Annotated in this window: 31 protein-coding genes; all 31 read left to right on the top strand. The window is 27.2% G+C overall.

From position 1 onward, the window contains the following. The 31 genes from ACSIGC_RS09320 (at position 1) to ACSIGC_RS09470 (ending at position 26,030) form a co-directional block, all read left to right on the top strand. On the top strand, positions 1–303 hold the full coding sequence (locus tag ACSIGC_RS09320) for a hypothetical protein (RefSeq protein WP_442264555.1): 303 nt from the start codon (positions 1–3) through the stop codon (positions 301–303). Further along, on the top strand, positions 303–488 hold the full coding sequence (locus ACSIGC_RS09325) for a hypothetical protein (RefSeq protein WP_442264556.1): 186 nt from the start codon (positions 303–305) through the stop codon (positions 486–488). The genes ACSIGC_RS09320 and ACSIGC_RS09325 overlap by 1 nt, the downstream gene beginning before the upstream one ends. Positions 489–510: 22 nt before the next feature. Continuing rightward, positions 511–1,071 carry an abortive infection family protein gene (locus ACSIGC_RS09330; RefSeq protein WP_442264557.1) on the top strand — a complete coding sequence of 187 codons (561 nt, stop codon included), beginning with the start codon at positions 511–513 and terminating at the stop codon, positions 1,069–1,071. Positions 1,072–1,245: 174 nt separating this feature from the next. Continuing rightward, positions 1,246–1,785, top strand: a complete 540-nt coding sequence (locus ACSIGC_RS09335) for a GNAT family N-acetyltransferase (RefSeq protein WP_442264558.1) — start codon at positions 1,246–1,248, stop codon at positions 1,783–1,785. Between the two features lie 48 nt (positions 1,786–1,833). Next, the gene (locus ACSIGC_RS09340) at positions 1,834–3,300 is read left to right on the top strand and encodes a T9SS type A sorting domain-containing protein (RefSeq protein WP_442264559.1); all 1,467 of its coding nucleotides are present in this window, start codon (positions 1,834–1,836) and stop codon (positions 3,298–3,300) included. Between the two features lie 58 nt (positions 3,301–3,358). Beyond that, the gene (locus tag ACSIGC_RS09345) at positions 3,359–3,841 is read left to right on the top strand and encodes a hypothetical protein (RefSeq protein WP_442264560.1); all 483 of its coding nucleotides are present in this window, start codon (positions 3,359–3,361) and stop codon (positions 3,839–3,841) included. Continuing rightward, a complete protein-coding gene (locus ACSIGC_RS09350; protein WP_442264561.1) occupies positions 3,842–4,144 on the top strand; it encodes a hypothetical protein in 303 nt (100 codons plus the stop codon). A 147-nt stretch (positions 4,145–4,291) separates the two neighbouring features. Continuing rightward, a complete protein-coding gene (locus ACSIGC_RS09355) occupies positions 4,292–4,669 on the top strand; it encodes a hypothetical protein (RefSeq protein ID WP_442264562.1) in 378 nt (125 codons plus the stop codon). A gap of 160 nt (positions 4,670–4,829) precedes the next feature. Continuing rightward, the gene (locus ACSIGC_RS09360) at positions 4,830–5,354 is read left to right on the top strand and encodes a GNAT family N-acetyltransferase (protein WP_442264563.1); all 525 of its coding nucleotides are present in this window, start codon (positions 4,830–4,832) and stop codon (positions 5,352–5,354) included. A gap of 73 nt (positions 5,355–5,427) precedes the next feature. After that, positions 5,428–7,086, top strand: coding sequence for a HEAT repeat domain-containing protein (locus ACSIGC_RS09365; protein ID WP_442264564.1), 1,659 nt, complete (start codon positions 5,428–5,430; stop codon positions 7,084–7,086). 488 nt (positions 7,087–7,574) lie between these two features. Then, the gene (locus tag ACSIGC_RS09370) at positions 7,575–7,937 is read left to right on the top strand and encodes a hypothetical protein (RefSeq protein ID WP_442264565.1); all 363 of its coding nucleotides are present in this window, start codon (positions 7,575–7,577) and stop codon (positions 7,935–7,937) included. Between the two features lie 286 nt (positions 7,938–8,223). Further along, positions 8,224–9,624 (top strand): amidohydrolase family protein, encoded by a 1,401-nt coding sequence (locus tag ACSIGC_RS09375; RefSeq protein WP_442264566.1) that lies wholly within the window; start codon positions 8,224–8,226, stop codon positions 9,622–9,624. A gap of 51 nt (positions 9,625–9,675) precedes the next feature. After that, positions 9,676–9,798: a hypothetical protein gene (locus ACSIGC_RS09380; RefSeq protein WP_442264567.1), complete on the top strand. Its 123-nt coding sequence runs from the start codon at positions 9,676–9,678 to the stop codon at positions 9,796–9,798. A 151-nt stretch (positions 9,799–9,949) separates the two neighbouring features. Then, positions 9,950–11,416, top strand: coding sequence for a serine hydrolase (locus ACSIGC_RS09385; protein ID WP_442264568.1), 1,467 nt, complete (start codon positions 9,950–9,952; stop codon positions 11,414–11,416). A gap of 74 nt (positions 11,417–11,490) precedes the next feature. Next, on the top strand, positions 11,491–12,174 hold the full coding sequence (locus tag ACSIGC_RS09390; RefSeq protein WP_442264569.1) for a DUF4386 domain-containing protein: 684 nt from the start codon (positions 11,491–11,493) through the stop codon (positions 12,172–12,174). Positions 12,175–12,746: 572 nt separating this feature from the next. Beyond that, positions 12,747–13,961 carry an MFS transporter gene (locus tag ACSIGC_RS09395; protein WP_442264570.1) on the top strand — a complete coding sequence of 405 codons (1,215 nt, stop codon included), beginning with the start codon at positions 12,747–12,749 and terminating at the stop codon, positions 13,959–13,961. Between the two features lie 54 nt (positions 13,962–14,015). Continuing rightward, positions 14,016–14,477 carry a hypothetical protein gene (locus tag ACSIGC_RS09400; protein WP_442264571.1) on the top strand — a complete coding sequence of 154 codons (462 nt, stop codon included), beginning with the start codon at positions 14,016–14,018 and terminating at the stop codon, positions 14,475–14,477. Positions 14,478–14,640: 163 nt separating this feature from the next. Next, positions 14,641–16,095 (top strand): MBOAT family O-acyltransferase, encoded by a 1,455-nt coding sequence (locus ACSIGC_RS09405; RefSeq protein WP_442264572.1) that lies wholly within the window; start codon positions 14,641–14,643, stop codon positions 16,093–16,095. A gap of 11 nt (positions 16,096–16,106) precedes the next feature. Then, the gene (locus ACSIGC_RS09410; protein WP_442264573.1) at positions 16,107–17,039 is read left to right on the top strand and encodes a hypothetical protein; all 933 of its coding nucleotides are present in this window, start codon (positions 16,107–16,109) and stop codon (positions 17,037–17,039) included. A gap of 119 nt (positions 17,040–17,158) precedes the next feature. Continuing rightward, complete coding sequence (locus tag ACSIGC_RS09415) at positions 17,159–18,079, top strand: hypothetical protein (protein ID WP_442264574.1); 921 nt, start codon at positions 17,159–17,161, stop codon at positions 18,077–18,079. 169 nt (positions 18,080–18,248) lie between these two features. Continuing rightward, positions 18,249–19,532, top strand: coding sequence for a S28 family serine protease (locus ACSIGC_RS09420; RefSeq protein ID WP_442264575.1), 1,284 nt, complete (start codon positions 18,249–18,251; stop codon positions 19,530–19,532). Positions 19,533–19,585: 53 nt separating this feature from the next. Further along, the gene (locus ACSIGC_RS09425) at positions 19,586–20,011 is read left to right on the top strand and encodes a hypothetical protein (RefSeq protein ID WP_442264576.1); all 426 of its coding nucleotides are present in this window, start codon (positions 19,586–19,588) and stop codon (positions 20,009–20,011) included. A 6-nt stretch (positions 20,012–20,017) separates the two neighbouring features. Further along, positions 20,018–20,428 (top strand): hypothetical protein, encoded by a 411-nt coding sequence (locus ACSIGC_RS09430; protein ID WP_442264577.1) that lies wholly within the window; start codon positions 20,018–20,020, stop codon positions 20,426–20,428. A gap of 10 nt (positions 20,429–20,438) precedes the next feature. Further along, on the top strand, positions 20,439–20,882 hold the full coding sequence (locus ACSIGC_RS09435) for a hypothetical protein (protein ID WP_442264578.1): 444 nt from the start codon (positions 20,439–20,441) through the stop codon (positions 20,880–20,882). Next, on the top strand, positions 20,882–21,919 hold the full coding sequence (locus ACSIGC_RS09440; protein ID WP_442264579.1) for an OmpA family protein: 1,038 nt from the start codon (positions 20,882–20,884) through the stop codon (positions 21,917–21,919). Before ACSIGC_RS09435 ends, ACSIGC_RS09440 begins: the two co-directional genes overlap by 1 nt. A 79-nt stretch (positions 21,920–21,998) precedes the next feature. After that, positions 21,999–22,559, top strand: coding sequence for a hypothetical protein (locus ACSIGC_RS09445; protein ID WP_442264580.1), 561 nt, complete (start codon positions 21,999–22,001; stop codon positions 22,557–22,559). Positions 22,560–22,600: 41 nt separating this feature from the next. Further along, the gene (locus ACSIGC_RS09450; RefSeq protein WP_442264581.1) at positions 22,601–23,248 is read left to right on the top strand and encodes a hypothetical protein; all 648 of its coding nucleotides are present in this window, start codon (positions 22,601–22,603) and stop codon (positions 23,246–23,248) included. Between the two features lie 97 nt (positions 23,249–23,345). Beyond that, positions 23,346–23,804 (top strand): hypothetical protein, encoded by a 459-nt coding sequence (locus ACSIGC_RS09455; RefSeq protein WP_442264582.1) that lies wholly within the window; start codon positions 23,346–23,348, stop codon positions 23,802–23,804. Positions 23,805–23,843: 39 nt separating this feature from the next. Next, on the top strand, positions 23,844–25,040 hold the full coding sequence (locus ACSIGC_RS09460; RefSeq protein WP_442264583.1) for a hypothetical protein: 1,197 nt from the start codon (positions 23,844–23,846) through the stop codon (positions 25,038–25,040). Positions 25,041–25,152: 112 nt separating this feature from the next. Further along, complete coding sequence (locus tag ACSIGC_RS09465; RefSeq protein ID WP_442264584.1) at positions 25,153–25,527, top strand: nuclear transport factor 2 family protein; 375 nt, start codon at positions 25,153–25,155, stop codon at positions 25,525–25,527. A gap of 59 nt (positions 25,528–25,586) precedes the next feature. Next, positions 25,587–26,030: a hypothetical protein gene (locus ACSIGC_RS09470; protein WP_442264585.1), complete on the top strand. Its 444-nt coding sequence runs from the start codon at positions 25,587–25,589 to the stop codon at positions 26,028–26,030. The last annotated feature ends 80 nt before the right edge of the window (positions 26,031–26,110 follow it).

Consider the following 26,110-nt stretch of genomic DNA (forward strand, 5'->3'; position numbering starts at 1 on the left):
TTGAGGAATAGACATTCTATTATTCATTTCAATGCTTTAGTTAGCATAAATGCAGCGAAAAACTCTGTCACAAATGAAAGAATTGAAGTAATGATTAGTTTTGATAATTATAACAGTTATGGAGAAGTAAAATTTTTGACTGGCGATTTAGATCCATATCTATTTCCAACTGTTTTTGAGGCAAAATGGAATAAAATGGAGCAAAAAACTGACCATTTATTAATCTCTGACATTCATACTAAAAATTCAGATATTGGAAAATACGAAGTAAGAATAACACCACTCGAAAAGATAAGAGATTAATGAATGAATTAATATCGCCAAAATACCAAATGAAACTCGTGAAATCTGTTCACGATGCAATCTGGCAAGAATATAAAACATATAAAGAAGTTAGTTTATACATAGACAAATGGCACGAATGTGATGAATGGAATAATCATTGGGAAAATTTTTATATAATACCAAAAAAAAAGTGGAGACATTGACTTATTAAGAACCTTACATTCTATGTCAGGAAATGACTTGTTGAAAGTAGCTATTGATATGGGTGTTGACACACCTGATTTTATTCCTTCTATTCCAACATTTAAAAATGAATTAAAATCTGAATTTAAAACAGCTTATGATACATTTACTAAAGCTTTTAAGCTAATAGAAACAGACCCAAGTCTTGCTGTAGGTTTAGTGAATTCTGCATTAGAAAGTATAATAAAAGAAATTTTAAAAGACGAGAGAATTAATAGTAAAGTTAAAGGAACTGAAACCTTATATAAACTAACGACTATAATTTTGAAAGAGTTTAATATTATAGATAAGAATCATCCTGTTGAAATAAAAACAATCGGAAGTTCACTCTTAGCGATAAGTCAATCAATAGAGAAATTAAGAAGTGAAAAAACAGATTTTCACGGAAAAACAGCTGATGACTACTTATTAAATGATACAGTTTATACATATTTCATTGTCAATTCAGTTACTACAGTTGGCCTTTTTTTAAATTCATATTTTAAGACTAAATTTCCAAAACCTAAAAAAATAAATGAAGAACCAGATGATTTACCTTTCTAACTGAAGAAATAAAGCCTGCAGGTAACAAAGTATAAATTTTATTGCTAACTAATTGCTCACTTGCGAAAGTTCTCGCGAACTTTCTAATCAGTAATAATTTTCTAACTTTACGCTAAACCAGACGCAACAAACTTTATACAGAGCCGTTATGTGCAAGCTGAACAAAACTTAAGAATGAATTATAGAAAAGGGAATAATAGTGATTTAGAACAACTAAGAGAATTAGGATTAAAATCTTGGACTCAATTTAAAAATGAATTGACAGATGATAATTGGAATAGTTTATCTGAAACAATAGGCAGTCATAAATCATATTCCAATCTTTTAAAAACTTCCGAATGTATAGTATGCGAAAATGAGACTAAAGAAATAGTTGGAATGGCTTTTTTAGTGCCAAACGGGAATCCGACTGAAATTTATGATGAAAAGTGGTGTCATTTGAGATTTGTTTCAGTCGACCCAAATTATCGAGGTAATGGTATTGGAAAAAAATTAACTGAATTATGTATTGAATCTGCTATCGAAAAGAAGGAAAAAACTATGGCTTTACATACTTCAGAAATAATGGGAAGCGCAAGACACATTTACGAAAAAATGGGTTTTGAAATATTGAAAGAAATAGAACCTCGGCTTGGAGTAAAGTATTGGTTATATACCCTCGAACTTAAGAAATGGAATAAAAGCCTACACACAACAAAACCTAAACTGCATTAAAACGACCATTTATACAAAACGTTGGCTTTAATGCTAAAAAAGAAGACTATGAAATATAAACTATTATTAATAACATTACTTATCACAATCAATTCTAATGCACAAATCCCTGGGACTTTAGACAATTCCTTTGGAATTAATGGCCAATATGAATATACTGTTACAGTAGGAACTACTCTATATGGAATCATTGCCAACGATAGTTACACACTACCAAATGGTAAAATATTAATTGTTGGAGTTGCTAGTAGTGGATGCTCTAGTAACTCTAGCTATTCTGGTATAATGGCTAGATTCAATAGTGATGGTACTTTTGATACATCTTTTAATCAGACAGGATTTAAATTAACTTCTACTGAAAATTTTAGGCAAATAATCCCAGTAGCAGATGATTCATTTTATATATTAAGCTATACTAAAATATTAAAAGTAGATCCTCAAGGTAATTTAGATAATTCTTTTGGTAATAATGGGGTCGTAAATTTAACTCAATTTAATAAAGCTTTTAAAATAGATTCACAGGGTAACTTTATTGTTTTATCGAAATTTAGCTCAAGTAGCACCACACATTATTTGAAAAAAATTACCTCTGTCGGTAATATAGACTTAACTTTTGGAAACAACGGTTTTTATCAATTTGATTTTGCTTACAGATTAAACACACTATTATTAGACTCTAATGACAATATTTATGTTACAGGTCAAGATAATACTTCATCTACTGCTCCTAAATTAATAGTAGCTAAGCTCACCAATAATGGTGATTTATACAATACATTTGGAGTAAATGGTGTTTTTAAGTTAAATACTTATGTTATAAGTCGTGGCTTTCTAATAAATTTTGATTCACAAAACCAGCTAATAGTAGCTGGTGATGGGAATTATTTAGGTAATTTAGGATTGATTCTATTAAAAATTAATACCAATGGGATTTTAGACAATACTTTCAATAGTTCAGGGTATTTACATAAACCTATAAGTAGTGAATCTACACCATCAAAACTACATATAACAAATGATGGAAATTTATATGTATTAGGAACAGGTTGGTTTAGAATGTATATTGCAAAATTTAATGGAAACGGCACTTCTGATTCAGATTTTGGCACAAATGGATATGTATTAACTGAAAATGTAAGTTCAATAGTTTATTGTAAATCATCAGAAATTAATGATAATAACATTATTGTTGTTGGAGCTAAATCCTTTACTCACTGTAATCAAACAAAATATAAATTGACCTTATCAAAATATTTTATTGAAGACGAAACATTAAGCATTGAAGACCAAGAAATGTCTCAAATAACACTATATCCTAATCCATTTATTGATAAAATCAGAATTAACACAGGCGGCAAGGCATACAAAGTAAAAATGTTTGATATAAATGGAAAAGAAATGCCTATTCATATAGATAGTGACGTGATTACAACGACACTCCTTACTAAAGGGATTTACTTATTAAAAATTAACATTAATGACAAGTCTAAATATTATAAGATTATAAAGCACTAAAAGCCAACAAAACCTAAACTGCATTAAAACGCAGTTTAACCAAACCCTTGTAACCAATTTGAGAAAAACCGAGTTTACACATAATCCAGAAATAATTTTTGAATCTGATTTCAATTCTGATTTACTGAAATTTAACGGAATTGAAATCGGACAAAATTTGACTGAATTACCAACAGAACTGATTTCTGAATTTTATGACAAAGAGGATAAAAATCAAAATACAGACATTAAGAATGGTTGGATTTTGACAAATAACGGAATTCAGTACGTGTTGAAAAATGGGATTGTAAAAATGATACGCGTTAAGGAAAACGGAATTACAAAGCTGAATGGATTTGACAAAGTTTACGTGGAAAAACTAATTGGAAGACCGAATAAAATAAGTAATGATTCAATAACTTGGATTTGGGACAATGTCGTTAATGCAAAAGTTCATCATTATAAAAAAAGAAAAACTAAAATTCACTTCTCAACCGAAAACGGAAAAGTTTGTGAATTAGAAATTGAATTAAAAACTAGTTACAACACCTTGTATAATTAATTGAAGATAAGCAAACCAAGATACAATCCTAAACGGACTGCAATTCTAATTGTTGGAATTTGTTTGAGTGGAATATTAATTGGAAATTATGTTCAAAGATTTCGAATTTCTGAACACCGCTGGATTTATCAATATGGTAGTCTTTTAAATATAGTAATGGTTTTGGGATCATCTTTTTGGTCTTTCCTACACCCTTTATTAGTTTGGTCAGACTACAAAATGGAATCGAAAAAACATTTAATTTGGATTATTATAGGAATGATTCCTTTTCTATACTTTACTATTTTAATGACTTATACATAAAGTAAGAAACGTGTTACAACAAAATGTATTATTAATTGCTTACGGATTTATCCTTCGGACAAATCTCGCAATACCAAAAGTTCATCTCTTTTAATTAATTTTACAATCAAAAAATCGCAAATAACAATACATTTTGTTACCACACATTTGATCGAGCCAATTAAAAAGGGAATTTTAATAATAATTGGAATCATAATTATCGGAATTACTTATTTAGGAATTAAAACATTTGGTTATTCAAAAGAAATAACTGAGGACTCTAAAAAAGCTAAATTTTCTAAATATCAAAATTCTGAATTAATATTGTTTTATAAAGATTTTGAAAAAGAAATAACTGAAATTATATGGACTGATGAACCACCTATAAAACTTTCTGGAGTAATTTTCAAGATCAATGAAAATAAATATTATGAAATTGAATTAGATTCTATACCAAAAACTCATAAAGTAAACTTGGAGCGTGATTGGAAAATACATGAAGTAGGAGAAAGTAATATCCGGAGTATCAAACTAATTGAAAGATAAAAACATGTGGTAACAAAATGTATTATTAATTGCTTGCGGATTTAATCCTTTGGACTAAATCTCGCAAAACCAAAAGTTTATCACTTTTAATTAACTTTACAACAAAAAAGCGCAAAAAAAACATACACATAAAGCATTTAATCAAAATAAACTTCAAAAAGTGGAAACGAAAAACTACAAACTAAAGGAAATAAAACCCTCTGACATAAATAACATTCATAAAGGACTATCTAACCCAGAAATAACAAAATATTATGATGTACATTTCTCGACACTAGAAGAAACAGAAGAGCAAATGGAGTGGTACAGAAATCTAAAAAAAGATGGTACAGGAATTTGGTGGGGTATTTATGATAAACAGGATAACTTATTTTGTGGCGCTGGAGGATTTAACAGCTTGGACAAACAACATAGAAAAGCTGAAATTGGTCTATGGCTACTGAAAGAGCATTGGGGAAAAGGTATATTAAAGGAAGTAATGCCTAAGCTTTTTGAACAAGGTTTTAATGAACTAAATTTAAATCGGATAGAGGGCTATGTAGTAAGTGAAAACGCCAAGTGTAAAAGGGCATTAGAGAAAATTAATTTTAAGTACGAAGGAACCATGAGAGAATGTGAAATTAAAAATGGAGAAAAAATAAACGTTGATTTTTACTCTATTTTAAAAAGCGAATGGAATAACTAAAAACGCATTACAACAACACCCTACCTACATTAAAACGCAGTTTAGCCAAAACGTTAGGACACATTAAAACGAAATGAAAAAACACATAATAATATTAATCACTTTTTTTACATCAGTAATATTATTTGGTCAAAATATTGAAGATTTCAAAAAAGATTTCAAGAACGCAAGTAAAACTGAATTTAGTAAAACTGAATTGAATGATATGTTTAGAAAGTACTCGACTTTACTAACACCTCACAGTGATATTACTCAACTAACTACAAGTTTAAAAAACCAAAGTATATTACATTATCCTCTTACGGAGTTTAAGGAAACGGATATTTATAAAAACAATATTCAGGCGTTGTTTAATTCTGAAAATCCAAATCAAAGATTACTTTCATATTTAGTAATTGCAAGTGCAGGAGATATAAATTATGAGAAAAGTCTTTTAGAAAAAATAAAAACGGAGAAAGAAAAAGGCAATCTAATTTGGTCTGGAATGACACTAATGCATTTAAAAACAACGCATACTACCGAACTTTTCGATTTTCTTATTGAAAATGAAAATTTTAGAGACACTCATATGATTCCATTATACTTTAAACTAGATAAGGATTCTTTAAGAAAGACAGCTTATGCAAAAATCAATAGTGAGGATTTAAAATCAAAAATTTTATCGGCACAAATACTATCAATAACTGGAAAGAACCAAAAAACAGAAGAATTACTTCTTGATGCAGTAAAAAATTGGAATTACAATATTAAAGGCTACGCTATATATTCTATAAAAGAGCTCCAAATAGGAAATCTAAAAGAAACATTTATTCCTCTATTAGATAGCACTCAAACTAGAAGGATTGCAATTCAAGCATTAGCAAATAGTCCAACAATTGAAGATATTGATTATTTAAAAGAAATATCACAAAATGAAAACTCAGTATCTGAAGATTTTTTAGATGCTTTTTTTGAATCAAAAAATATAGCAAATGTAAAATATTGGCTAAAATTAGTTACTTTAAATAAAATTCCAAAAAATTATTATTTTAACATTAATAAGCAGCCACTTTTATTTTCAGATGAGCTACTTAAAGATGTTCAAAAAGCTTTATTAGAAACAGAAAATATTGAAATTCAAAAATATTTAATTAAAGTTCTAGCGGGTAGAAATGACAAAATATCCGAAGAAATTCTCACTACTTATTTAGATAATTTTGATTCATCCGTTAGATATTGGACTGTAGATGCCTTAAAGGGAAATAACACAAAAGTAATTTTGGATAAACTAATAAGTATGTTAGTAAAACCAGAACAAAGAGTGGTTTCTATAACTGAAATACTTATTGAAAACAAAATAGACACACTTCAAACGATATATAATGAAATAAATAAAACCGAAAAAAGTCTAGATTGGAAAAGAAGCTCTATTGAGTATTTATCAAATTTTCCAAGAGAAGAACATAAAGAAATATTCTTGAAACTGTTACTAAACGAAAAAACAGATTTTGCAGTTAAAAGGGATGCTGCTATGGGGTTAGCGAATCTAAAAGATAAATCTTCCATAGATAAAATCATTGACGTTTGTGAAAAAGAAAGAATCAATAGCGATTATAATGCTCAAACGTATTTAATAGTTTTATCAAAAATAAAAGGAAATAAGGCAAAAAAATACATTGAATCTTATAAAAATAGTGATGAAGAAAATGTCAGAGTATTAGTGGATGAATTATTAAAAGAATGGGATAAATAACGTTTCCTAACAATGTATAAAAAAACATAACGCATTTATGGCTTAAACCGAAAGATCTGTGAACATTAACTGAGTCTACTAAATATAAAATTTGGCATTTATAGTAGAAAAGATTAAAGTTTAATCGCCCAAGAATAAATAAGCGGATTGAAAAATTTGTTAACCATAAATATGACTTGGTAATCACCACGCCAAGATAGTTTTGAATTATAATGGTTATTCTGATAAATATAACAATAGTGAATCCGAAAAATGGTAGGTAATTTGGAAATAAGAAACTGGGTACAACAATGACTATAAGTAATTGCTTATTCTCGCCTAGTTCTAAAATCTTTAATAAATTCAAAATGGACATAAATACAAAGACAAACAATACTCTTATTAAAATTCAAAACTTTGACTTTTTAATAGGAAAATGGAATGTACTAAACAAAAAGCTTAAAGAAAGGCTGAAAAACTGTGACGAATGGATTGAATTTTCCGCCAAAATGGAGACTAAACCATTTCTTAATGGATTAGGCTTAATGGACGAAATGAAATCATCTCATTATGGAGATGATTTTATCGGGTTTAGTATTAGAATGATCAATCCTAAAACAAATATTTGGACAATCTACTGGGCTGACACTTCTAGTCCAGAAAACTATTTAAAAGAACAAGTGACTGGAGAGTTTAAAAATGGAATTGGAGAGTTTTATGGCAAAGAATTATATCTAGGAAAAGAATATCAATTAAGGTTTACTTGGAAAAAGGAATCTCTAAATACTGCGCAATGGGAACAAGCCTACTTTGATGAATCAAAGAATGAATGGGAAACAAATTGGATAATGGAATTTACGAAAGATGATTAAACTAAATACTATACACAACACAGCCTAAACTGAATTAAAATGTGGCTTAATAGAAACGTTGAATGTAATTACTCAGTTAATAAAAAATAGAAATTATGAACGGAAAACTATTTTTATTAATCTTATTAATTTCAAATATTTTTTTGTTGTCAAAGTACTTTTCATATACTATAAAAATACGTTAAGTAAAATTTCAACTAAAAACTGTAACAAAAAATAAATCATTCTGTCTTTTGAAGAAATCATCAGTCAAACTATCAAAATGAATTTCTTAAAATTTCTAATATTGCTTGTAGTTATAAGTTTCAATTTAAACGCACAAAACAATTCAAATTTAAAAAACAACCAAGAAGAAAACATTATTTATGCTATAACGAATGTAAATGTAATACCTCTAACCAAAGAAAATAAGGTTATAGAAAATGCTACAGTAGTATTAAAGGAAAACAAAATCTTCTCTATTAATGATTCAATACCTAAAAACGCCGTAATCATTGATGGAACAAATAAATGGCTCATTCCAGGTTTAATTGATATGCATGTTCATACACTTGCAGATGGAAGTCCTTTTGTAATTTATCCAACTAAAGGGCCATTAGTAAGCTATAAAACACAGTATAATATGACACCATATATAGCCAATGGTGTTACAACTGTTTTCGATTTAACAGCAAGAACAGAACATTTTGGGCAACGTAACGAAATTATAAGAGGCGATGTAATTGGTCCACGAATGGCATTGGCTAAAGTAATTGGTGGTAAAAAATCGAATACAATTGCCCAAACTCCATCCGATGGAAGAAATGCTGTACGTTTTGCCAAAGAGGAAGGTTATGAATTTATCAAGGTGTACACTTGGCTAAACGAAGAAACCTTTAAAGCTGTTATAAATGAAGCTGAAAAACAAAATATGAAAGTAGTAGGCCATATTCCAGTAGCTTTCGAAGGGAAACCGTCAAAGAATTTTTTTATCCCTCATTTTAGTTTAATTGCTCACGCCGAAGAATTATCGAAACAAACAAATGATTACAGCTATGAAAAAGCACAAGAATTTGCACGTTTAGCAAAAGAGAATGGCACTTGGTTAATTCCTAATTTAACAAATATGATTTCTATTAGCAAACAGGCTAAATCATTAAAGAACATCGAAAATTTACAAGGATTTAAATATGTTCATCCTCTTATACAAAGTAAGTGGCTAACTTCAAACGGATACTATGGAGCGTCTGAAAAATTAATTGAATATTATAACAAACAACACGACTTTCATATCTTAATTATAAAAGCTTTTAAGGAATTTGGTGTACCTATGGTTTCAGGAACAGATGCAGGAATATCTGGTATAATATGGGGGTTTTCACTTCACGACGAACTGAAATTATTGGTTGAGGCTGGCTTAACTAATGAAGAAGCATTGGCTTCTGCAACAAGATTAGGAGCTGAATGGTTTGAAATTGATGATAAAATAGGAACAATAGAAACAGGGAAATTCGCAGATTTAATTTTGTTAAACGAAAATCCCCTAGAAGATATCAGCAACACACAAAAAATTTCAGATGTTTTTGTAAACGGTAAATGGATTAACAGAAGTAAAATAGACTCAATGCTTTTAGATGTTGAGAAATGGAATAATGCAAACAAAGAAAAGTATGACTGGAAAAAACTCTTAAGCAATTTAAAAAATTAATATAAAATATGTCAAAAACAACGAATATGAAAAATCGGAACGAACATAATTATGAAATATCATAATTGGATGAAATCTATTGATAAAAAAATTGAAAGAATATATTCTTACGTTGAAGAAAGTATGAAAAATATAAAAGTTCCTGGAAATCCAACAGAGTCTGAAAAAGTCTAAACTTGTTTAATTAACTTTACAAACAAAAAATCGCAAATAGAAAACACATAAACCATTATCTTTTAGCTTTATTTTAAAAAAACATGTAACAAAGCACAAAATTTTAGGTCTATATGATTAACTAATTCTTCTTCAATCGACAAAACTTAAAATGAAAAACAAAGCTTCTATTTTTTCACTACTTATTATAAATCTATTATTGATCATTTCTTGTTCCAAAGGTGAATCTAAATCTCCCATAAAATCAGAACAGGTTAATAAGAAAGTTCATGATTATATATCTTCCCTTATTAAAGCCGATGAAATTCCTGGTATGGCACTTGCTATCGTTAAAGATGGGAAAGTAATTCACAAAAAAAATTACGGCCTTGCCAACATAGCACATAAAGTTCCTGTATCTGATAGTACTTTATTTAGATTATATTCAACTACTAAATTAATTACAGCAGTCGCTAGTTTTCAATTAATAGAAGATGGGAAACTCTCATTAGATACTCCTATTTCTAAATATATAGACAATCTTCCCGACTCGTGGAAAAACATAAGAATAAAACATTTGTTAACCTGTTCTTCGGGCTTACCTGAGTACAAAGATTTCGACAAAAAACTTACTGATAAAAATTTAATGAATGAACTTATCAAACAATCATTACATTTTGAAAAAGGTTATAAATATGAGTATAATCAAACAAACTATTGGTTTCTTAAATTAATTATTGAAAAAGTAACAAATCAACGTTTTGAAAAATTTGTCAAAGAAAACCAATTCAACAATAAAAAAAACAATGTGCTTTTTGCTTCAAACAGTTTGGTAGATTATCCTAATAGGGTTTCTAAATATCAGTATAACAAAAAATATAATGCTTACGAAAAAACCACCTACGAAGCTGGTAATCGTTCTCTTGCTGGTAATGGGTTAAATACAAATCTAAATACTTTATTAGATTGGAATAAAAAGTTAGATAACGACCAATTACTAAAACCAGAAACTAAACGTTTGATGATGTCACCGTTTGAATATGAAAATAACAGCTTTCCTTTTAGTTATACTTGGGGAATTTATGGACCAAAAGGGAAACAATATTATGGTTTTGCTGGTGGAGGTGTAAATGCATTTATGAAATTTATTGATAAAGATTTAACTATTATTATTTTATCAAATGGTTTTAAAAACAGACCTGTTATTGCTACTGCCATCACATATATTTCGGGGTTAATTGACAATAGTTTAGTCAGAAAAGACAGAATGCTTAATGAAGATATACGACTAGCTTTTATTTTAAATGATTACAATAAAGCTGTTAAAAAATACAATCAAATAAAACAGAATAATAAAGATATAAATTTTGAACGAGGATTAAATAATGTTGGTTACTATTACTTGTCAAATAGTCAAATCAATAAATCAATTGCTATCTTTAAATTATATACACAAGAGTATTCAAATTCTTCTAATGCATTTGATAGTCTTGGAGAAGCGTACTTTAATAATGAGCAATATGATTCATCTAGAGTGAATTACAAAAAATCTTTAGAGTTAGATCCGCGCAATAAAAATGCTGAAAAAATGCTAAAAAAAATTGACCAAATAACTAATATTAATAATAGTTATAAGTAATTACTTGTTCTTGCTAATTCACTCAACTACTCATAACTAAAGACGTTACTCTTTATTAGAATGAAAAAAACATTATGTATTCAAGTAAAAAGATTTCAAGAATAGCAGGCGTATTAATTATACTTGGAATTATTATCGGTGTATTAAGCGTTGTTCCTTCTGTAGAAGGCCAAAATTATCTTGGCGATGTTTTTCCAAATAGAAATCAAGTCTTAATTGGTGCAGCATTTCAATTTTTCTTAGTACCAATATATATTGGATTTTCACTTCTACTCTACCCATTTTTGAAAGATTACAATAAGTCACTTTCTATCGGGTTTGTAGGATTTAGAATTATCGCAGGAGTGTTTCAATTAATAGGAATGATCCTATTACCATTATTTATTATTCTTAGTCAGAAATATTTAAGTGAACCAAATCCAAACTTATTATTCTTTGATTTAATAGGTCAACTATTAAAATCGTTTCGAGATCTAACTAATCATTTGGGAGTAATGTTAGCTACTGGTTTAGGGAACCTAATTCTATACTTTATCTTTTACAAAGGGAAATATATTCCTGTTTGGTTATCATTATGGGGAATGGTTGGAAACATACTACTTATGTTAGGAAGTTTTCTATTACTATTTCAGTTAATTGATGTCATCTCAATAGCATATGGAATTTTAACCATACCTATTATTTTTCAAGAGATTACATTGGCAATTTGGTTAATAGTAAAAGGACTTAACTTAGAATTCATCAATCGAAATTTGTAAAACAAAAGAAGAATGCACAACAATGTATATGAAATACATTACGCATTAATCTTAATTATTTTTTTAACTTTGAATTAGAGAAGAAATAATCTGATTTTGTAAAAACAACAAATACAAAAAAATCAGAGAGTCTAATTAACAAAAAATGCTATATAATAAACTCTACCATTTGAACATGTCTCATATTGCGATAAACTAAAATTGAATTTAAACTAGACGGAAAATTAAGTGTATTCGAATTCCTTGACAGAAAAAATGCACGAAAGACCAAGCTTATAAAGTTCGTAAAAAACTGTGAATATTGGAATAAGACATGGTTTTTGAATATGATATTAAGTTCAGATACATTACAATTAAAAATTGACTGAATACCAAATTACTTTTGGACTTATTCTAATTCGAATGACAAAAAAATAAAAAAAGATGGTTAAAATGTATAACCTCAAATACGGCGAATTCGGACGTAGTCTAATCCACTCAATTACTATCGTTAATTTTTAAACCAAACATATAACAACTATAATCTAACATACAAAAAACGTTAAAGGTAATTTACCACCACATAAAAACGAATGGAAAAAATTAAAAAACAAAAACACTCAACAGAAACTCTCTTTTTTTCTCTTTCTCGAATGTTAGAAAGAGCTTCTTATTATGGTTTTCGTGCTATTGTAATCCTTTATTTGATTGAAGAAACACTGAAAATCGAAAAAAATGAAGCGTTAAGTATCTATGGGTGGTTTACAGGTTCGATAGTTTTTTCTCAAATTATAGGAGGACTTTTTGGAGATTTACTTATTGGAAATAAAAAAGCCGTAATAATTGGTGGAATTACTCAAGCAATTGGAGCTTTTAGTTTGTGTATACCTTCTACAACTAGCACGTATTTAGGAATGTTTTTTGTTGTTTTAGGTAGTGGTTTTTTTACTCCAAATATCCTTTCAAGTTTTGGAAAATCTTATTTAAACAAAACAAAATTGTTGGATTCAGGATTTACAATCTTCTATCTCGTAGTCAATATAGGTTCATTTCTTGGAATTTTATTAATTGGCTATTCTGGAAAAAAATTTGGTTTCAATATTGGATTTATAATATCTGGTATACTTATGTTATTGTCAATTATTCCAATCATTTTTTCAAAAGAAATTAATTTAGAAGAATTTAAAAAAAATAAGATATCAATTAAAAAGAGAATTTTAAATATCCTAATTACTTTTATTGCTGTTGGGTTATTTTGGAATATTTACGAAATATCAAATATTCGTTTTTTTGATTTACAAAAGCAATTCAGTGAAATTTCAGCCTGGAATATCTCTAAAAGTTTATGGCAAACCATTAGTTCTATTTTCACCTTTCCTATTTCTTTAGTTGCAATTGTTTTTTGGAGTTTTTTCTACAGTTCTCAATTTCTTAAATTAGTGTTTGGTTTTATTTTTGGAGCAATATCACTTAGTATTTTATTTCTAATTCCGGAAATCCCAACAGAAAATCACACAATTATATATTTAACATCATTGATTTTTCTCGGAATTTCAGAAATTCACATTGCCCCAGTAATTCATTCGGTTTTAACAAAATATGCGAATCCAAAATATTTAGCAATTCTAATGAGTTTAACATTTTTGCCGACAAGATTAATTTCTTTAATTTTTGGCCTGTTTAACGACAAATTATTTGATAATTCTATGTTAGGATTGAAAGTTGGAATAGCAGGAATGATATTTATTGGAATTGGACTAATTGGATTTGTATGGTGGAATAAAAAAACTACTTACAACACCCTCTAAAATTAATTGCTTAAAACACATAACTAATCTTACACAAAACGTTGCATAACATTTATGAAAATACTTTTGATAAATTTATTATTCTTCTTGACATTTATTTCTTTTGCTCAAAAAAAAGAGGTTAAAAGCTTCATGTTTAACGATGCTAAAATTCAATACACAAGAATTGATTACTCAAAATATGGAGTATCACAATTCTATGTCACAATGTATAATATTAATCCAAAAAATAATTTAATTGAAAAGAACTCTATTAATTGTTTAAAAAGAGAAGAAAATTTATATCATACTTTATACTTCTTTTTAAAAATACCTAGTGGTTTTAAAAACGAACATCAAAAAACAAAATTATTCTCTAAGTTTATAACTCATTTAGAAAAAGAAGAAAAAGTCAAAGAGTTTAATTTATATCTAAATTTCGATATTAATTATTCTATCCCCTATCAATTAAAAAATAACAATATAAAAAGAATTATCACTGATATTAACTCGGAAAACATTTGTAAAACACTATAACAATCAGATTAAAAATATTACACAATAAAATATTTAATTAATCATCTGTAAGTTTGCCCTTTAAACATCATTTTTTAGATTTTAATTAACTTCGTATCTAAATAACAACAAACAAAGCTTTTGCTTCATTCAAAAAATATTAATGTTATAAATAAAGTAGTAAATGTTATTTAACTCTATTGAATTTGCTATTTACTTACCTATAGTTTTCATCTTATATTGGTTTGTAATAAATAGAAATTTAAAACTCCAAAATAGCTTACTTGTTATAGCTAGTTATGTTTTTTATGGATGGTGGGATTGGAGATTTCTTTCTTTAATTTTTTTTAGTTCTTGTGTAGATTATTTTATTGGAATTGGATTCTCCAATACGAAAAACAAAAGAAAGAGAAAATTCCTTCTATGGATAAGCATCTTTATTAATCTTGGCTTTTTAGGGTTCTTTAAATACTTTAATTTCTTTATTGAAAGTTTCGCAGAAACATTTACAATGTTAGGAAAACCAATAGAAGTAAATAGATTGAATATCATTTTACCTGTAGGTATAAGTTTTTATACTTTTCAAACACTTAGCTATTCCATTGATATATATAGAAAAAAACTAAAACCAACAAAAGACATTATATCATTTTTTGCTTTCGTAAGTTTTTTCCCTCAATTAGTAGCAGGCCCAATAGAAAAAGCGACAAATCTTTTGCCTCAATTTTACAAAAAAAGAATATTCAAATATGATTTAGCAGTAGACGGAATGCGTCAAATTCTTTGGGGTTTATTCAAAAAAATTGTAATTGCAGATAATTGCGCACAATTTTCAAATCAAATATTTGCGAATTATGGAGATTATAATGGAAGTACATTAATATTGGGAGCTGTTTTTTTTACTTTCCAAATATATTGTGACTTTTCTGGTTATTCTGATATTGCAATAGGAACATCACGTTTGTTTGGATTTAATTTAAAGCAAAACTTTAACTTTCCATATTTTTCTAGAAATATTTCAGAATTTTGGAGACGCTGGCATATATCATTGAATACCTGGTTCAAAGATTATTTATATATTCCACTTGGAGGTAATAAAGGTGGAAAATGGAAGAAAATAAGAAATATATTCATAGTATTTATTATTAGCGGATTTTGGCATGGGGCAAATTGGACGTTTATTGTTTGGGGATTTCTTAATGCTTGTTATTTTATACCCATCATATTCTTAAATAAGAACAAAAAAATAAATAGTGTTACTGAGGATAAATTACTACCTACTTTAAAAGAAACGCTTCAAATAATAAGTACATTTGGACTAACAGTTTTAACTTGGGTGTTTTTTAGAGCTGAAAATGTAAGTAATGCTTTAAGTTATATTAATAAACTTATCTCCTGGTCACTTTTCGAATCTCCTAATAATTTTGGTTTTTCAAAACTTATAGTTCTTCAACATATTTTTATAATAATAATTTTTATACTTATTGAATGGTTTGGCCGAGATGGAAAATATGCATTACAAAAAATTACAATCATTAAATCAAAATTTTATCGATGGATATTATACTTAATCATTGTTATTTTAATTTTTGCTTTAGGTAATTTTAGTAAAACCGAATTTATATATTTTACTTTTTAAATAAATAGAGAATGAAAAAATTCATAATTAATTCTTTAGCAGCATTTTTAGTATTTACTGTCATTATGATTGTTATTTTTCATCTCACCTCATATTTTGTTAAACAAAGGGAGTTTAATAATTACAATACAGAAAGTAATACTTTATTTTTAAAAAAAAATCGCGAATATGATATCTTATTTATGGGGATCTCTCATGCTCGAAACTTTTCAAGGCATAAAAATCATTTAAGGGTTGAAAATATATTAAATTCTAATATTGTAAACATCGGTCAAGGAGGGGGAATTTGTGGAGTTAACGAGCAACTTTTTTACCTTAATTATTTTTATAAACTAGGAAATAAAACATCTAAAATTATTTATATACTATCACCTCCAATGCTTTATTCATCAACCCTTCCTGTAGCATCTAACACATTTGACAATGAAGCTTTTGATTTTTATTTCCTAAGTGATTATTTAAAATTTAACAGTAAGAATAAAGAAGAAAGAATTATATCTTATTTACAAAGTAAACTTAGTTTCAAATGGATATTAAAAAAACCAGAATACAGGGCAGATTCTAAATCTTTTGCTTTAGATTCTTTAAATTTAAAAAACGTGATATCTGGACAAGATTTAGCTTATAGTGGTTTGAAACTAGACACAATACAGTTTCAACAATCAGTGAAACATGTAGAAATGACAATCAAGTTAGCAAAAGAGAAAGGAGATCAAATAATTTTACTTATCCCTCCTGCTCTTTTTGGAAAATGGAGAGGGCATCAAGAAACGAGTAACTTTGCTAAGAAAATGGAGAACATGTATTCCAACGTATCTTTTTTTGATGGTTCAGAAACAGTTCTTAAACCAAAATACTATTATGATAGTCATCATTTAAATACCGAAGGAGTTATATATTTTACTCGTAAATATTTAAAAGTATTATTAAAAAAAGAAAATTAACTTAAAATCGCTAAAGTTAATTAATCATACTTTTACCCCCTTTATTTCCTCTACATAAAAAAACTACAAATATTTGTAACATTATTGTTTAACAATCTTCTATAGTTAAATATTAAATAATGAAATACTACTTTATACTCTTTCTAGTTGTTACTTCAATTTTATACTCTTGTTATTCTAAACAATGTAAAAATGAAATCAAATTTGAATGGCAGAGTTTTGAACTTGAAGGTAGAAAATATAAACATGGAGCCATGTTTTTACCTGTTTATCTAGACAGTATAGACAAAACCTTTAAAATGCAATTTGATTTAGGGTTAAACGTTAGTGGCATTTACGAAAACCCTCTCAATACTATAATAACTAAAAACCCTTATTTAAAAAATAAAATAGAATTTGGAAAAGATTATCAAGTACTAAAAACAAAAACTAAAATTCAAAATTACATTTCATCAGTAGATAGTCTTTTTATATTTAAAGGATATGGAGATAAAAAAGAATATGATGAATTATCTGTTATAGGATCAATAGGAGCAAATGAACTTGAAAAGAAAATATTAATCATCGATTTTAAAAACACATCTCTTAAAATACTCAACAACAGCTCACAAATTGACAAAAACAAATTTAATTTTGTACAACTAGAATATAAATTTGGTAAAATTTTCATCCCTTTATCTATTAATGGGAAAACTTATAAATATATATACGATACTGGAGCTTCTATAACTCCAATTACAACTATAGATAAAGCTTTTTTTTCTATAGCTACAAAAAAAACAGCAAAATTAGACACTGTCAAATTAAATAGCTGGGGGAAATTAGCTACATTTTTGAAATCGGAAATAAAAATACCTGTACAAATAGGAAATGTAAATTTAAAAATAGAAGGCAAAAGTATTTTTTACACAGAAGAAGAAAAAATTATAAAAACTCTTAATCAAGTTGGTGTAAAAGGTTTAGTTGGCAATGATTTCTTTATAGATGACATAATTGTTATCGATCTAATAAACAATAAATTTGGAGTTCAGAAAAAATAAAACAACAAACTTAAACTCTCGTATAAATATACATTCATAGCCAACTTAATAATTTTAGGCAAAATTTAAAGAATAATTCTCTTACCTCTCTTCTATCTTACAATTACTTAACTTAGTTTCAAATAAAAAATATAAATTTAAACCCGAAACTAATATTAAAAAACTTGTTATGTGTAAGAAATTTATCGCCTTAATTTTAATTCTATGGACAACTTGTGAAGTAAATGCGCAAACTCTAACTATTGAAGATCAATTAAAAAACTTATCAGATATAACATTCAAAAAAGTTAAATCTTCAAAATCTACTTATGAATTAAAAATCAAACAACCTTTAGATCATTCAAATCCAGAAAAAGGTTTTCTTCATCAAAAAGTTTATTTAACTCATACAGACTTTACGCATCCAACGGTAATTGTAACTCAAGGATATCAATTAAGGAAAAACCGAGAACAAGAAGTTACTAAACTTCTAAATGCAAATCAAATTAATGTAGAACATCGATTTTTTGGAGAAAGTAAACCAGATTCTTTAGATTATTCATTTTTAAATCTAAAACAAGCTACAGCTGACTTACATCATATTAGAACATTATTTGATAAAATATATACTAAAAAATGGATTAGTACAGGAATTAGTAAAGGCGGATCTACAACTATATTTTACAAGTATTTTTATCCTAACGATGTAGATGCTAGTATATCTTATGTAGCTCCTTTAACCAATTCATTTGAAGACAAAAGAATTTATGATTTTTTAAATTCTATTGGCACTAAAGAATGTCGAGAGAAAATCAAAAACTATCAAACTCGTTTACTTAAAAATAAAGCGCAAATTATTCCTATTCTAAAATCTTATGCTTCTCAAGCAGACTGGAAGTTTACATATTTATCTATTGAAGAAGCTTTCGAGTATTCAGTTTTAGAATACCCTTTTGCTTTTTGGCAATGGGGAAATAACTGTGAGGAAATTCCATCGGAAAAAGATACTTTCCAAAAAGATGTTATACATTATTTTACTATGGATCCTATTTCTCTATTCAATGATAAATCTATAAAGAAATATGGTTCTCATTACTATCAAGCTGCTACAGAAATGGGATATTACGGATATGAAATTAAAGATTTTAAAGATTTATTGGTTTCCTTACCGACAGATAAAAATCCGCACGCAACTTTTGTTCCGAACAAAATGAAAGTCGATTTCGATGGGACTTTACTAAAAAAACTTCATCATTGGATTGAAAACGATGGCAATAATTTCATCTTTATTTATGGAGAAAATGATACTTGGACTTCTTGTGCTGTTCCTGAAAATGATAAAATTGATGCTGAATGGTTTGTGATGAAAGACAAACATCATGGAAATGCTCGTATAAAAAACATGAGTAAAAATGAATATCAAAGATTATGTTCAGCTTTAGAACGATGGCTAGAATTGAAAATAGAAAAATAAGTTAAGATAAAGAATGTTAAATTCTGTTTCTGAAAAAGAAAATTTGCTCAAAAATGAATAGTGAACTTATAATTGAATTTGATAAAAAAGTAACTATCAAAAGTATAAAACAATGGGAAACTTACGGTGGCTTACTTGAAGGTGTACCAACTAAAAGATCAAATAAAAGAACTATTGAACACACAAAAAGAGAAGCAAAAAAAATTACTGGTGTACATCAAATATTTTTAATCGATCCAGAACAAAAACCCATTGATCATGTTAAAAATTATTTTTTCGGAACTCCAGCTTCTCTACCGAAAATAACTTGTGTAGCTGAGTTGTGGTATAACGATGTATTTAGAGATAAAAACAAAATGTTTTCTAGTCTTTGTATTATCTGGTATCAAGAGGATTATGCTTTTCCTATAGAAGAGCATATTTTAGATGCTATTAAAGAAATACCTTTTAGTAAAATTTGTGGCGAATTCGATTATTAATAAACTATGGAATTTAAAAAAGACATTCAAAAAATAATAGATTATTCAATTCATTTTGCTGAAACCATGTTGTTAGATGGTAAAGAATACTATCCATTTGCTGCAACAATTAATAATAAAAACGAACTCGTTCCTATTAGTTATTACGAAGAAGGAAATGAATTTCCTGATAGTCAAATTATCATTGACTTTTTATCCAATAACTTGCATAATGAGCTTAACAATAAAAAAATTAAAGCCTTTGGAATTACATCAGATATAAAAGTTAAAAGCTTTGAATCTGAAGAAACAGTTGATGCTGTAATGATTGATATTTATCATTTAAACTCAAATGAGATACCAAAATATTTTTTCACTTATTCATGGAACTCTAATGATGAATTAGTTTTTGGTGAGAGTTTTGGAATAAAAAGATAAAATGAAAAAATTGAATTTATACTTTGGATTATTATTCTTTGTTGGCTTTTTAGCTACGGGTTATTATATGGCAGAATATTTTAAACCCAATAACGTTGATAATTATGTCGCAAGAATGCAAATAAGAGCAAATCACATATACATTCTATTTATTTCATTACTAAATATCATTTCTTTTAAATCTGAAATAAAAATGGATCATAGTATATCAAAATATTTAAATATCTTATTTAGAATTTTAATATTAATTGCTGGAATAATTTCATTTGTTGCGTTTTTAAAAGATCATACGGGAAATTTAAAAACAAGAAATTGGACTCTTACTGCTATAATTCTATCAGTTCTATCAATAAGCATGGTCTTACTAAATGAATTAATTAGTTATATAATAAAAATAAAAAAATCAGTTTTAATTAATTATCTTAATAAGAAAAATCAATCAAATAAATTATAATGAAAAATAAATTAATAATCGGAAGTCTATTCATAACTATAGCTTTTATTTCTTGCAAACAAGATAAAAAAACAAATGATACACAATCTCCAAATAAAGAAACTTCTGTTTCAGATAAAAAAGAACAAGCAAAAGAAACTGTCAGCCCAAAAATAAAAGATTTTTCTTGGAACGACATACCAGAATCAACTATTGATATAGGAGTTTATCCTTACATTACTCCTCCGAAAGGAATGAAAATAGATAAAAATACAAGTGATACAAAATCTTATGAGTTTCATAAATTAGAAATGTTTGATGGAAATACTATAATTAATATTAAAGGACGAGTAGAAATGATGGGAATTCAAATGGATTCGTATAAAGAAAATTGGAATCAATTTTTATTTGATGAAAGTGTAGATGAATATTTGAAATCAATTGGAGCTGTGTTAATCTCGGATAAAAAAATATCTGAAGAAATAATAAATTCTTGGGGAGAAACACCTAATGAAAAATATGCTCATATGCATAATTTTTATGTTGGTGATGTTATTAACGATAAAGTTAAAATGTATCTATTAAGAACACCTAATAAAAAAATTGGCTTTCAAGTATATTCAAATACTGCTACAGGAAATATTGGTATTGTTGAGCAAAAAGATTTTAACCAAACAATTGAAAAAATCACAGCAGACGACATTTTCAAAGCAATTAACGATAAAGGTTTTGCTACTTTACATATTAATTTTGACACAGGAAAGTCTAAAATTAAAGCAGATTCTTATGGAATAGTTAATGAAATTTCAAAAATGTTGAAATCGAATCCTGAATTAAAAATTAGTATTGAAGGACATACAGATAATGTTGGTGATGAATCTTCAAATATGGAATTATCTAAAAATAGAGCCAAAGCTGTTCTTATGGCTATTATTGATGAAGGTATTGATAAATCAAGATTAAAAAGTGAAGGGTTTGGACAGACAAAACCTATTGGTAGTAACGAAACCGAAGAAGGTAAAGCACAAAACAGAAGAGTAGAATTAAGAAAATTATAGTGTAAATAGTTTGGTTGTTTATCGAAAAAACTTGGATTAGCAACCAAATTTATTGGCAATTATCTCTTTAAACAAAAACATGAAGAACTCTAAATCATCAAACTACATAAAACAATTTGTAAAGGATATTATTCCTGTAATATTTGGAATTTTAATAGCATTATTTATTAATAATTGGAATGAAAATAGAAAAGATAGAAACTACATTAAAAAGTTCTATGTTTCTCTAAAAAAAGAACTCAATCAAACCAATAAAGAAATAAAAGATAAAATTCCTCATCAACGATCAGTCATCGATTCTTTAAACTCTTACATGAAAGATAATAAGGTGACTTTATTAAATACAATTATTAAGGCAGATGGAATTAAAGCTCCTACGATTAGAATTAATTATTGGAAGGCTATTTCTAATTCCAAAATTGAATTGTTAGAATACGAACAGTTAGCCACATTATCTACTATTGAAGAAGGAAAAAAACTCTTAGACTTAAAACTTAAAAACTTAATAGATTTTTTAAGTTCTTCAGGCATGAATGACACTACTAAAAATGCAAAATTAAAAGCTAAGTTTATGATACAAGATATTATTGTTACGGAAAAAGGAATTCAAGAAGAAATTGAAAAAGTTTTAAATCAATAAAAATTATAAACATTAAAAAGCTAAATACTAAAATCAATTCTTTGAAAGAACGAATTGTTAAAACAGGTAAAGTTCCATTCAAACTATGGCTTGAGTTTGAGGAAACTGAACCATGGAGTGATATTGAAAATGATTTTGCCAATATAATTGTCAACACTCTAGATGGAAGATTATATGGAATTAATACTTGGACTTATAAATTTCTTAATTCGGCAGTTAAACAAGACGAAAAACATGACTTGAATTTAAAGGGATTATACCAAGTTGCTCCTGATCTTTTTGTTAAAGAATTAAGTAGAGAATGTATTGAACAAACTATTTCTCATTTACTAGAACAAGGACCCCTTGAAGAAGTTTTAAACCCTTCTGTTTTCAGTCTTGAATATCTTGATCCATGGATTGGGTTTCATGAATTAGAGGATGCTGGTGAAACTCTTGAAAAAAGAATTAAGGAGACAAATAAAAAAAATCACTTCTTATATAAAAATAACGTTTTTTATGTTGAAGCTATCCACCAAAATAATAACGAAATATTAATTAAACTAGAAGATGGGAGATACTGTGTAGTTCATTTCACAGACAATAAAATAAAAAAAGAAACAAAAGCTTTTACTAAAACAGAAATCTATTTAAACGATAAAGATTTCTGGATTCGTAGATTGTCTAATGATATTAAAAACTATAAATAAAAAGCAAAATATATAGAACTGAACAGTGAATTTATTGAGTTTTCAAAGTTAGAAAGAAGTATTTATTTCAATAGAAGAATTTTAAAAAGTTAAAAAAATGAATTCATTTACAATGGCTGAAGCTGGAAACACATACAACTATGCTTTAACCACTATTATTGACAAAGGTTTTAAAGTTTTTATCATTCCAGATCAAAGAGAAAATTATTTTGGCGAATATTGGGCAATTAATAATACTCACAAATTTATTGGTAGTTCACCTTTAGTTATTTTAGGTTTAATTGGAGTTTGGGAAAAATATGGTGATGATTGGTGGGAAAATCATCAAAAAACACCAAAAAACTATCTATCGATACTTGAAAATCGTGCATTTCCAGATTGTGTCTCTGATTTTGAAAATATATCTGAATCTGACTTCAAAATATTTGTTTCGGAATATCAACTTCTTTTTAAAGCAACAAAAGCCTGGAATAAATTTAAAATTACAGAAAACATAACCCGAAAAGAATTATTTTATATTGTAAATAATTATTGGAAAGAAGAAAATCACATATAAACTTATTTGATTCATAAACTACAGCTTCTCTAAAAAACAATGAACAAACCATATTTTAAAAAAGATAAAATTTCAATCCAGAATATTGGGAAACAACGATTTTGGTTTGGAGTAATTGCTGGTTTAATATCTGCTTTTACTCTTTCATTAATCTTTAATCGAATGCGGGAAACCATTCGGTTTATTTCAGGAGTTTCTGTGGATCTTGTAATTTTGAAAGAAGATGAATTTCTTTTCTTTAACTACTTTTTTGCTGCATTAGCTTCTAGTCTTGGTTTTTCAATAACCATTTGGGTTTGGATGAGAAGTAAAATTTATCAAAGAAAAAAATATAAACGCTACAAAGAACAAGCAAAAACACAAGCTTTATTTTTCTTTTGGACTATTTTATTTTTAACTGCTCAATTAAGTTACTTGTTATTATTTGTAGCGCTTGCAGGTGTTTCTAGTTTCGATTTACCAATAGATTTATATCAAGATCATTGGCTATTGTTTGTTTTAACACCGTTAGTTATATTTTTACAAAATTGGTTTTCTGTAAGACTTATTTACAAATCTGGTTTATGGATTTTCTATTCTCTTTGCATTTCAGCTATTCTAACATTCATACTTTATTACACAACTACTGTAAATCAAAATGAGATAAATTCTATATACTTTAAAAACAATAAAAACGCATACGAATACATAGAAAAAGAAACACAAAAAGCAAAGAAAAATTATAGGATTGAATTTTCAGAAAATACCATAGAAATATTAAAACAATGGAATACTAATTCCGCTACAGAACAAGTTCGTTCGCTTCAACAAGATTTCAACAAAAAAGAATCTGTCAATCTAAAAACTATACTGTTAGAAAAAATAAGTATTCATAACTATAAATATTACAATAAATATAGATATTACAACGAAAGAAATCCTTTTATAAATTGGCCTTATGCGTTTCCCAAAGACATTTTAAATCAACTCAATTATTTTGATATTAACTCGAATGAAACTAAAGAACTTTTCGAAATTTTAAAAGAGCTAATTATTCTAGCAAATAAATCAAAATTAGAAGTTAAAACACCAGAGAGCACCTCATATTTTAATCGTGAAAAATACAACTCAGAGTACAAAGTTAACATCGAAGTAATTAAAGAATTAAAAGAAGTATGCGATAGCTTAAAAAAGATAAAAAAATATGCACATTTAAGCAAAACATTACCTGAAGTTAAATTAAATAAAACTCAGTAATTATTTTTTTAACTATGTTAAACAACATCAAAAACAACACATTAATAGTTGATAATTCTAATGAAGCTTTTTTCTATATTGAAAATATAAAATAACCTGCGATATAATAACAATGAAAAAGGAAATTGCAATCCAATATTTAAAACATTTAGAAAACGGAGAAGTTGAGAATATTATTGATTTATTCCACTCTGAAGGAATTGTAGACTCCCCTATTTATGGAATTAAAAAAGCTAATGTATTTTATAAAGAATTAAACAACGACACTTCAAATTCAAAATTAACTTTGAGAGGTATTTTTGAAGAAAATGATTCTAAAACAATAGCATTGTATTTCACATATCATTGGACTTTAAAAAACAAAGAAGTGGTAACTTTTGATGTCGTTGATATTATTGATTTTGATTCCAACCATAAAATCTTAAAACTAAAGATTATTTATGACACCGTTAATGCTCGTCAATTAGTAAATCAATTAAATGATTAACTGAGCCCCATTAAATTACGGTATGATTTTTGTAGTTTTTTTTTAAAAAACCACCTATTATGAAAAACTACTTCTTAGTATCAATTTTAAATTTTTCCATTCTATTTTCTTCATTCTTCTCAAATGAAAAATCCCCAAAAAACAATGATAATTTTACAAGTTATGAATGGAAAAAAACTTCAAACAGCAACGTAGAATATCGATTAATTAAAGATGATTATGGATACCATGCTATCGAATTCATCAATAACTCTGACTGTCCTGTAAAAATAAGAGCCGAAGTTTTTTTATTTGGAGATACAACAAATAAATATATTACTATAAAAGGAAAAAATTCAAAAACCTGGTGTTTTTTAAGCTCGATTTCACGTTCTAATGGTACTTGTAGTTTTATATTTGAATTTACAGATAATAGATATATTTATAAATCTGATGTAACTGTAAATATTCGTGATATAAAAAACAAAACAACTTGTAATCTAGAAAACAGAAAAGAATTATAGCATAAAAAACTTATCCTATTAACATATAAAAAGCAACTTACTCATAAGTTGCTTTTTTAAATTCGTCGTTTTTATTCTCT

Source organism: Tenacibaculum aquaeponti (assembly GCF_052084715.1).
Lineage (GTDB): Bacteria > Bacteroidota > Bacteroidia > Flavobacteriales > Flavobacteriaceae > Polaribacter.

Coding starts and splice junctions, on each gene's coding strand:
- ACSIGC_RS09325 (WP_442264556.1), top strand. CDS start 303: ATGAATGAATTAATATCGCCAAAATACCAAATGAAACTCGTGAAATCT.
- ACSIGC_RS09330 (WP_442264557.1), top strand. CDS start 511: ATGTCAGGAAATGACTTGTTGAAAGTAGCTATTGATATGGGTGTTGAC.
- ACSIGC_RS09335 (WP_442264558.1), top strand. CDS start 1,246: ATGAATTATAGAAAAGGGAATAATAGTGATTTAGAACAACTAAGAGAA.
- ACSIGC_RS09340 (WP_442264559.1), top strand. CDS start 1,834: ATGAAATATAAACTATTATTAATAACATTACTTATCACAATCAATTCT.
- ACSIGC_RS09365 (WP_442264564.1), top strand. CDS start 5,428: ATGAAAAAACACATAATAATATTAATCACTTTTTTTACATCAGTAATA.
- ACSIGC_RS09370 (WP_442264565.1), top strand. CDS start 7,575: ATGGAGACTAAACCATTTCTTAATGGATTAGGCTTAATGGACGAAATG.
- ACSIGC_RS09380 (WP_442264567.1), top strand. CDS start 9,676: ATGAAATATCATAATTGGATGAAATCTATTGATAAAAAAATTGAAAGA.
- ACSIGC_RS09385 (WP_442264568.1), top strand. CDS start 9,950: ATGAAAAACAAAGCTTCTATTTTTTCACTACTTATTATAAATCTATTA.
- ACSIGC_RS09390 (WP_442264569.1), top strand. CDS start 11,491: ATGTATTCAAGTAAAAAGATTTCAAGAATAGCAGGCGTATTAATTATA.
- ACSIGC_RS09395 (WP_442264570.1), top strand. CDS start 12,747: ATGGAAAAAATTAAAAAACAAAAACACTCAACAGAAACTCTCTTTTTT.
- ACSIGC_RS09400 (WP_442264571.1), top strand. CDS start 14,016: ATGAAAATACTTTTGATAAATTTATTATTCTTCTTGACATTTATTTCT.
- ACSIGC_RS09405 (WP_442264572.1), top strand. CDS start 14,641: ATGTTATTTAACTCTATTGAATTTGCTATTTACTTACCTATAGTTTTC.
- ACSIGC_RS09410 (WP_442264573.1), top strand. CDS start 16,107: ATGAAAAAATTCATAATTAATTCTTTAGCAGCATTTTTAGTATTTACT.
- ACSIGC_RS09415 (WP_442264574.1), top strand. CDS start 17,159: ATGAAATACTACTTTATACTCTTTCTAGTTGTTACTTCAATTTTATAC.
- ACSIGC_RS09420 (WP_442264575.1), top strand. CDS start 18,249: ATGTGTAAGAAATTTATCGCCTTAATTTTAATTCTATGGACAACTTGT.
- ACSIGC_RS09425 (WP_442264576.1), top strand. CDS start 19,586: ATGAATAGTGAACTTATAATTGAATTTGATAAAAAAGTAACTATCAAA.
- ACSIGC_RS09430 (WP_442264577.1), top strand. CDS start 20,018: ATGGAATTTAAAAAAGACATTCAAAAAATAATAGATTATTCAATTCAT.
- ACSIGC_RS09440 (WP_442264579.1), top strand. CDS start 20,882: ATGAAAAATAAATTAATAATCGGAAGTCTATTCATAACTATAGCTTTT.
- ACSIGC_RS09445 (WP_442264580.1), top strand. CDS start 21,999: ATGAAGAACTCTAAATCATCAAACTACATAAAACAATTTGTAAAGGAT.
- ACSIGC_RS09455 (WP_442264582.1), top strand. CDS start 23,346: ATGAATTCATTTACAATGGCTGAAGCTGGAAACACATACAACTATGCT.
- ACSIGC_RS09460 (WP_442264583.1), top strand. CDS start 23,844: ATGAACAAACCATATTTTAAAAAAGATAAAATTTCAATCCAGAATATT.
- ACSIGC_RS09465 (WP_442264584.1), top strand. CDS start 25,153: ATGAAAAAGGAAATTGCAATCCAATATTTAAAACATTTAGAAAACGGA.
- ACSIGC_RS09470 (WP_442264585.1), top strand. CDS start 25,587: ATGAAAAACTACTTCTTAGTATCAATTTTAAATTTTTCCATTCTATTT.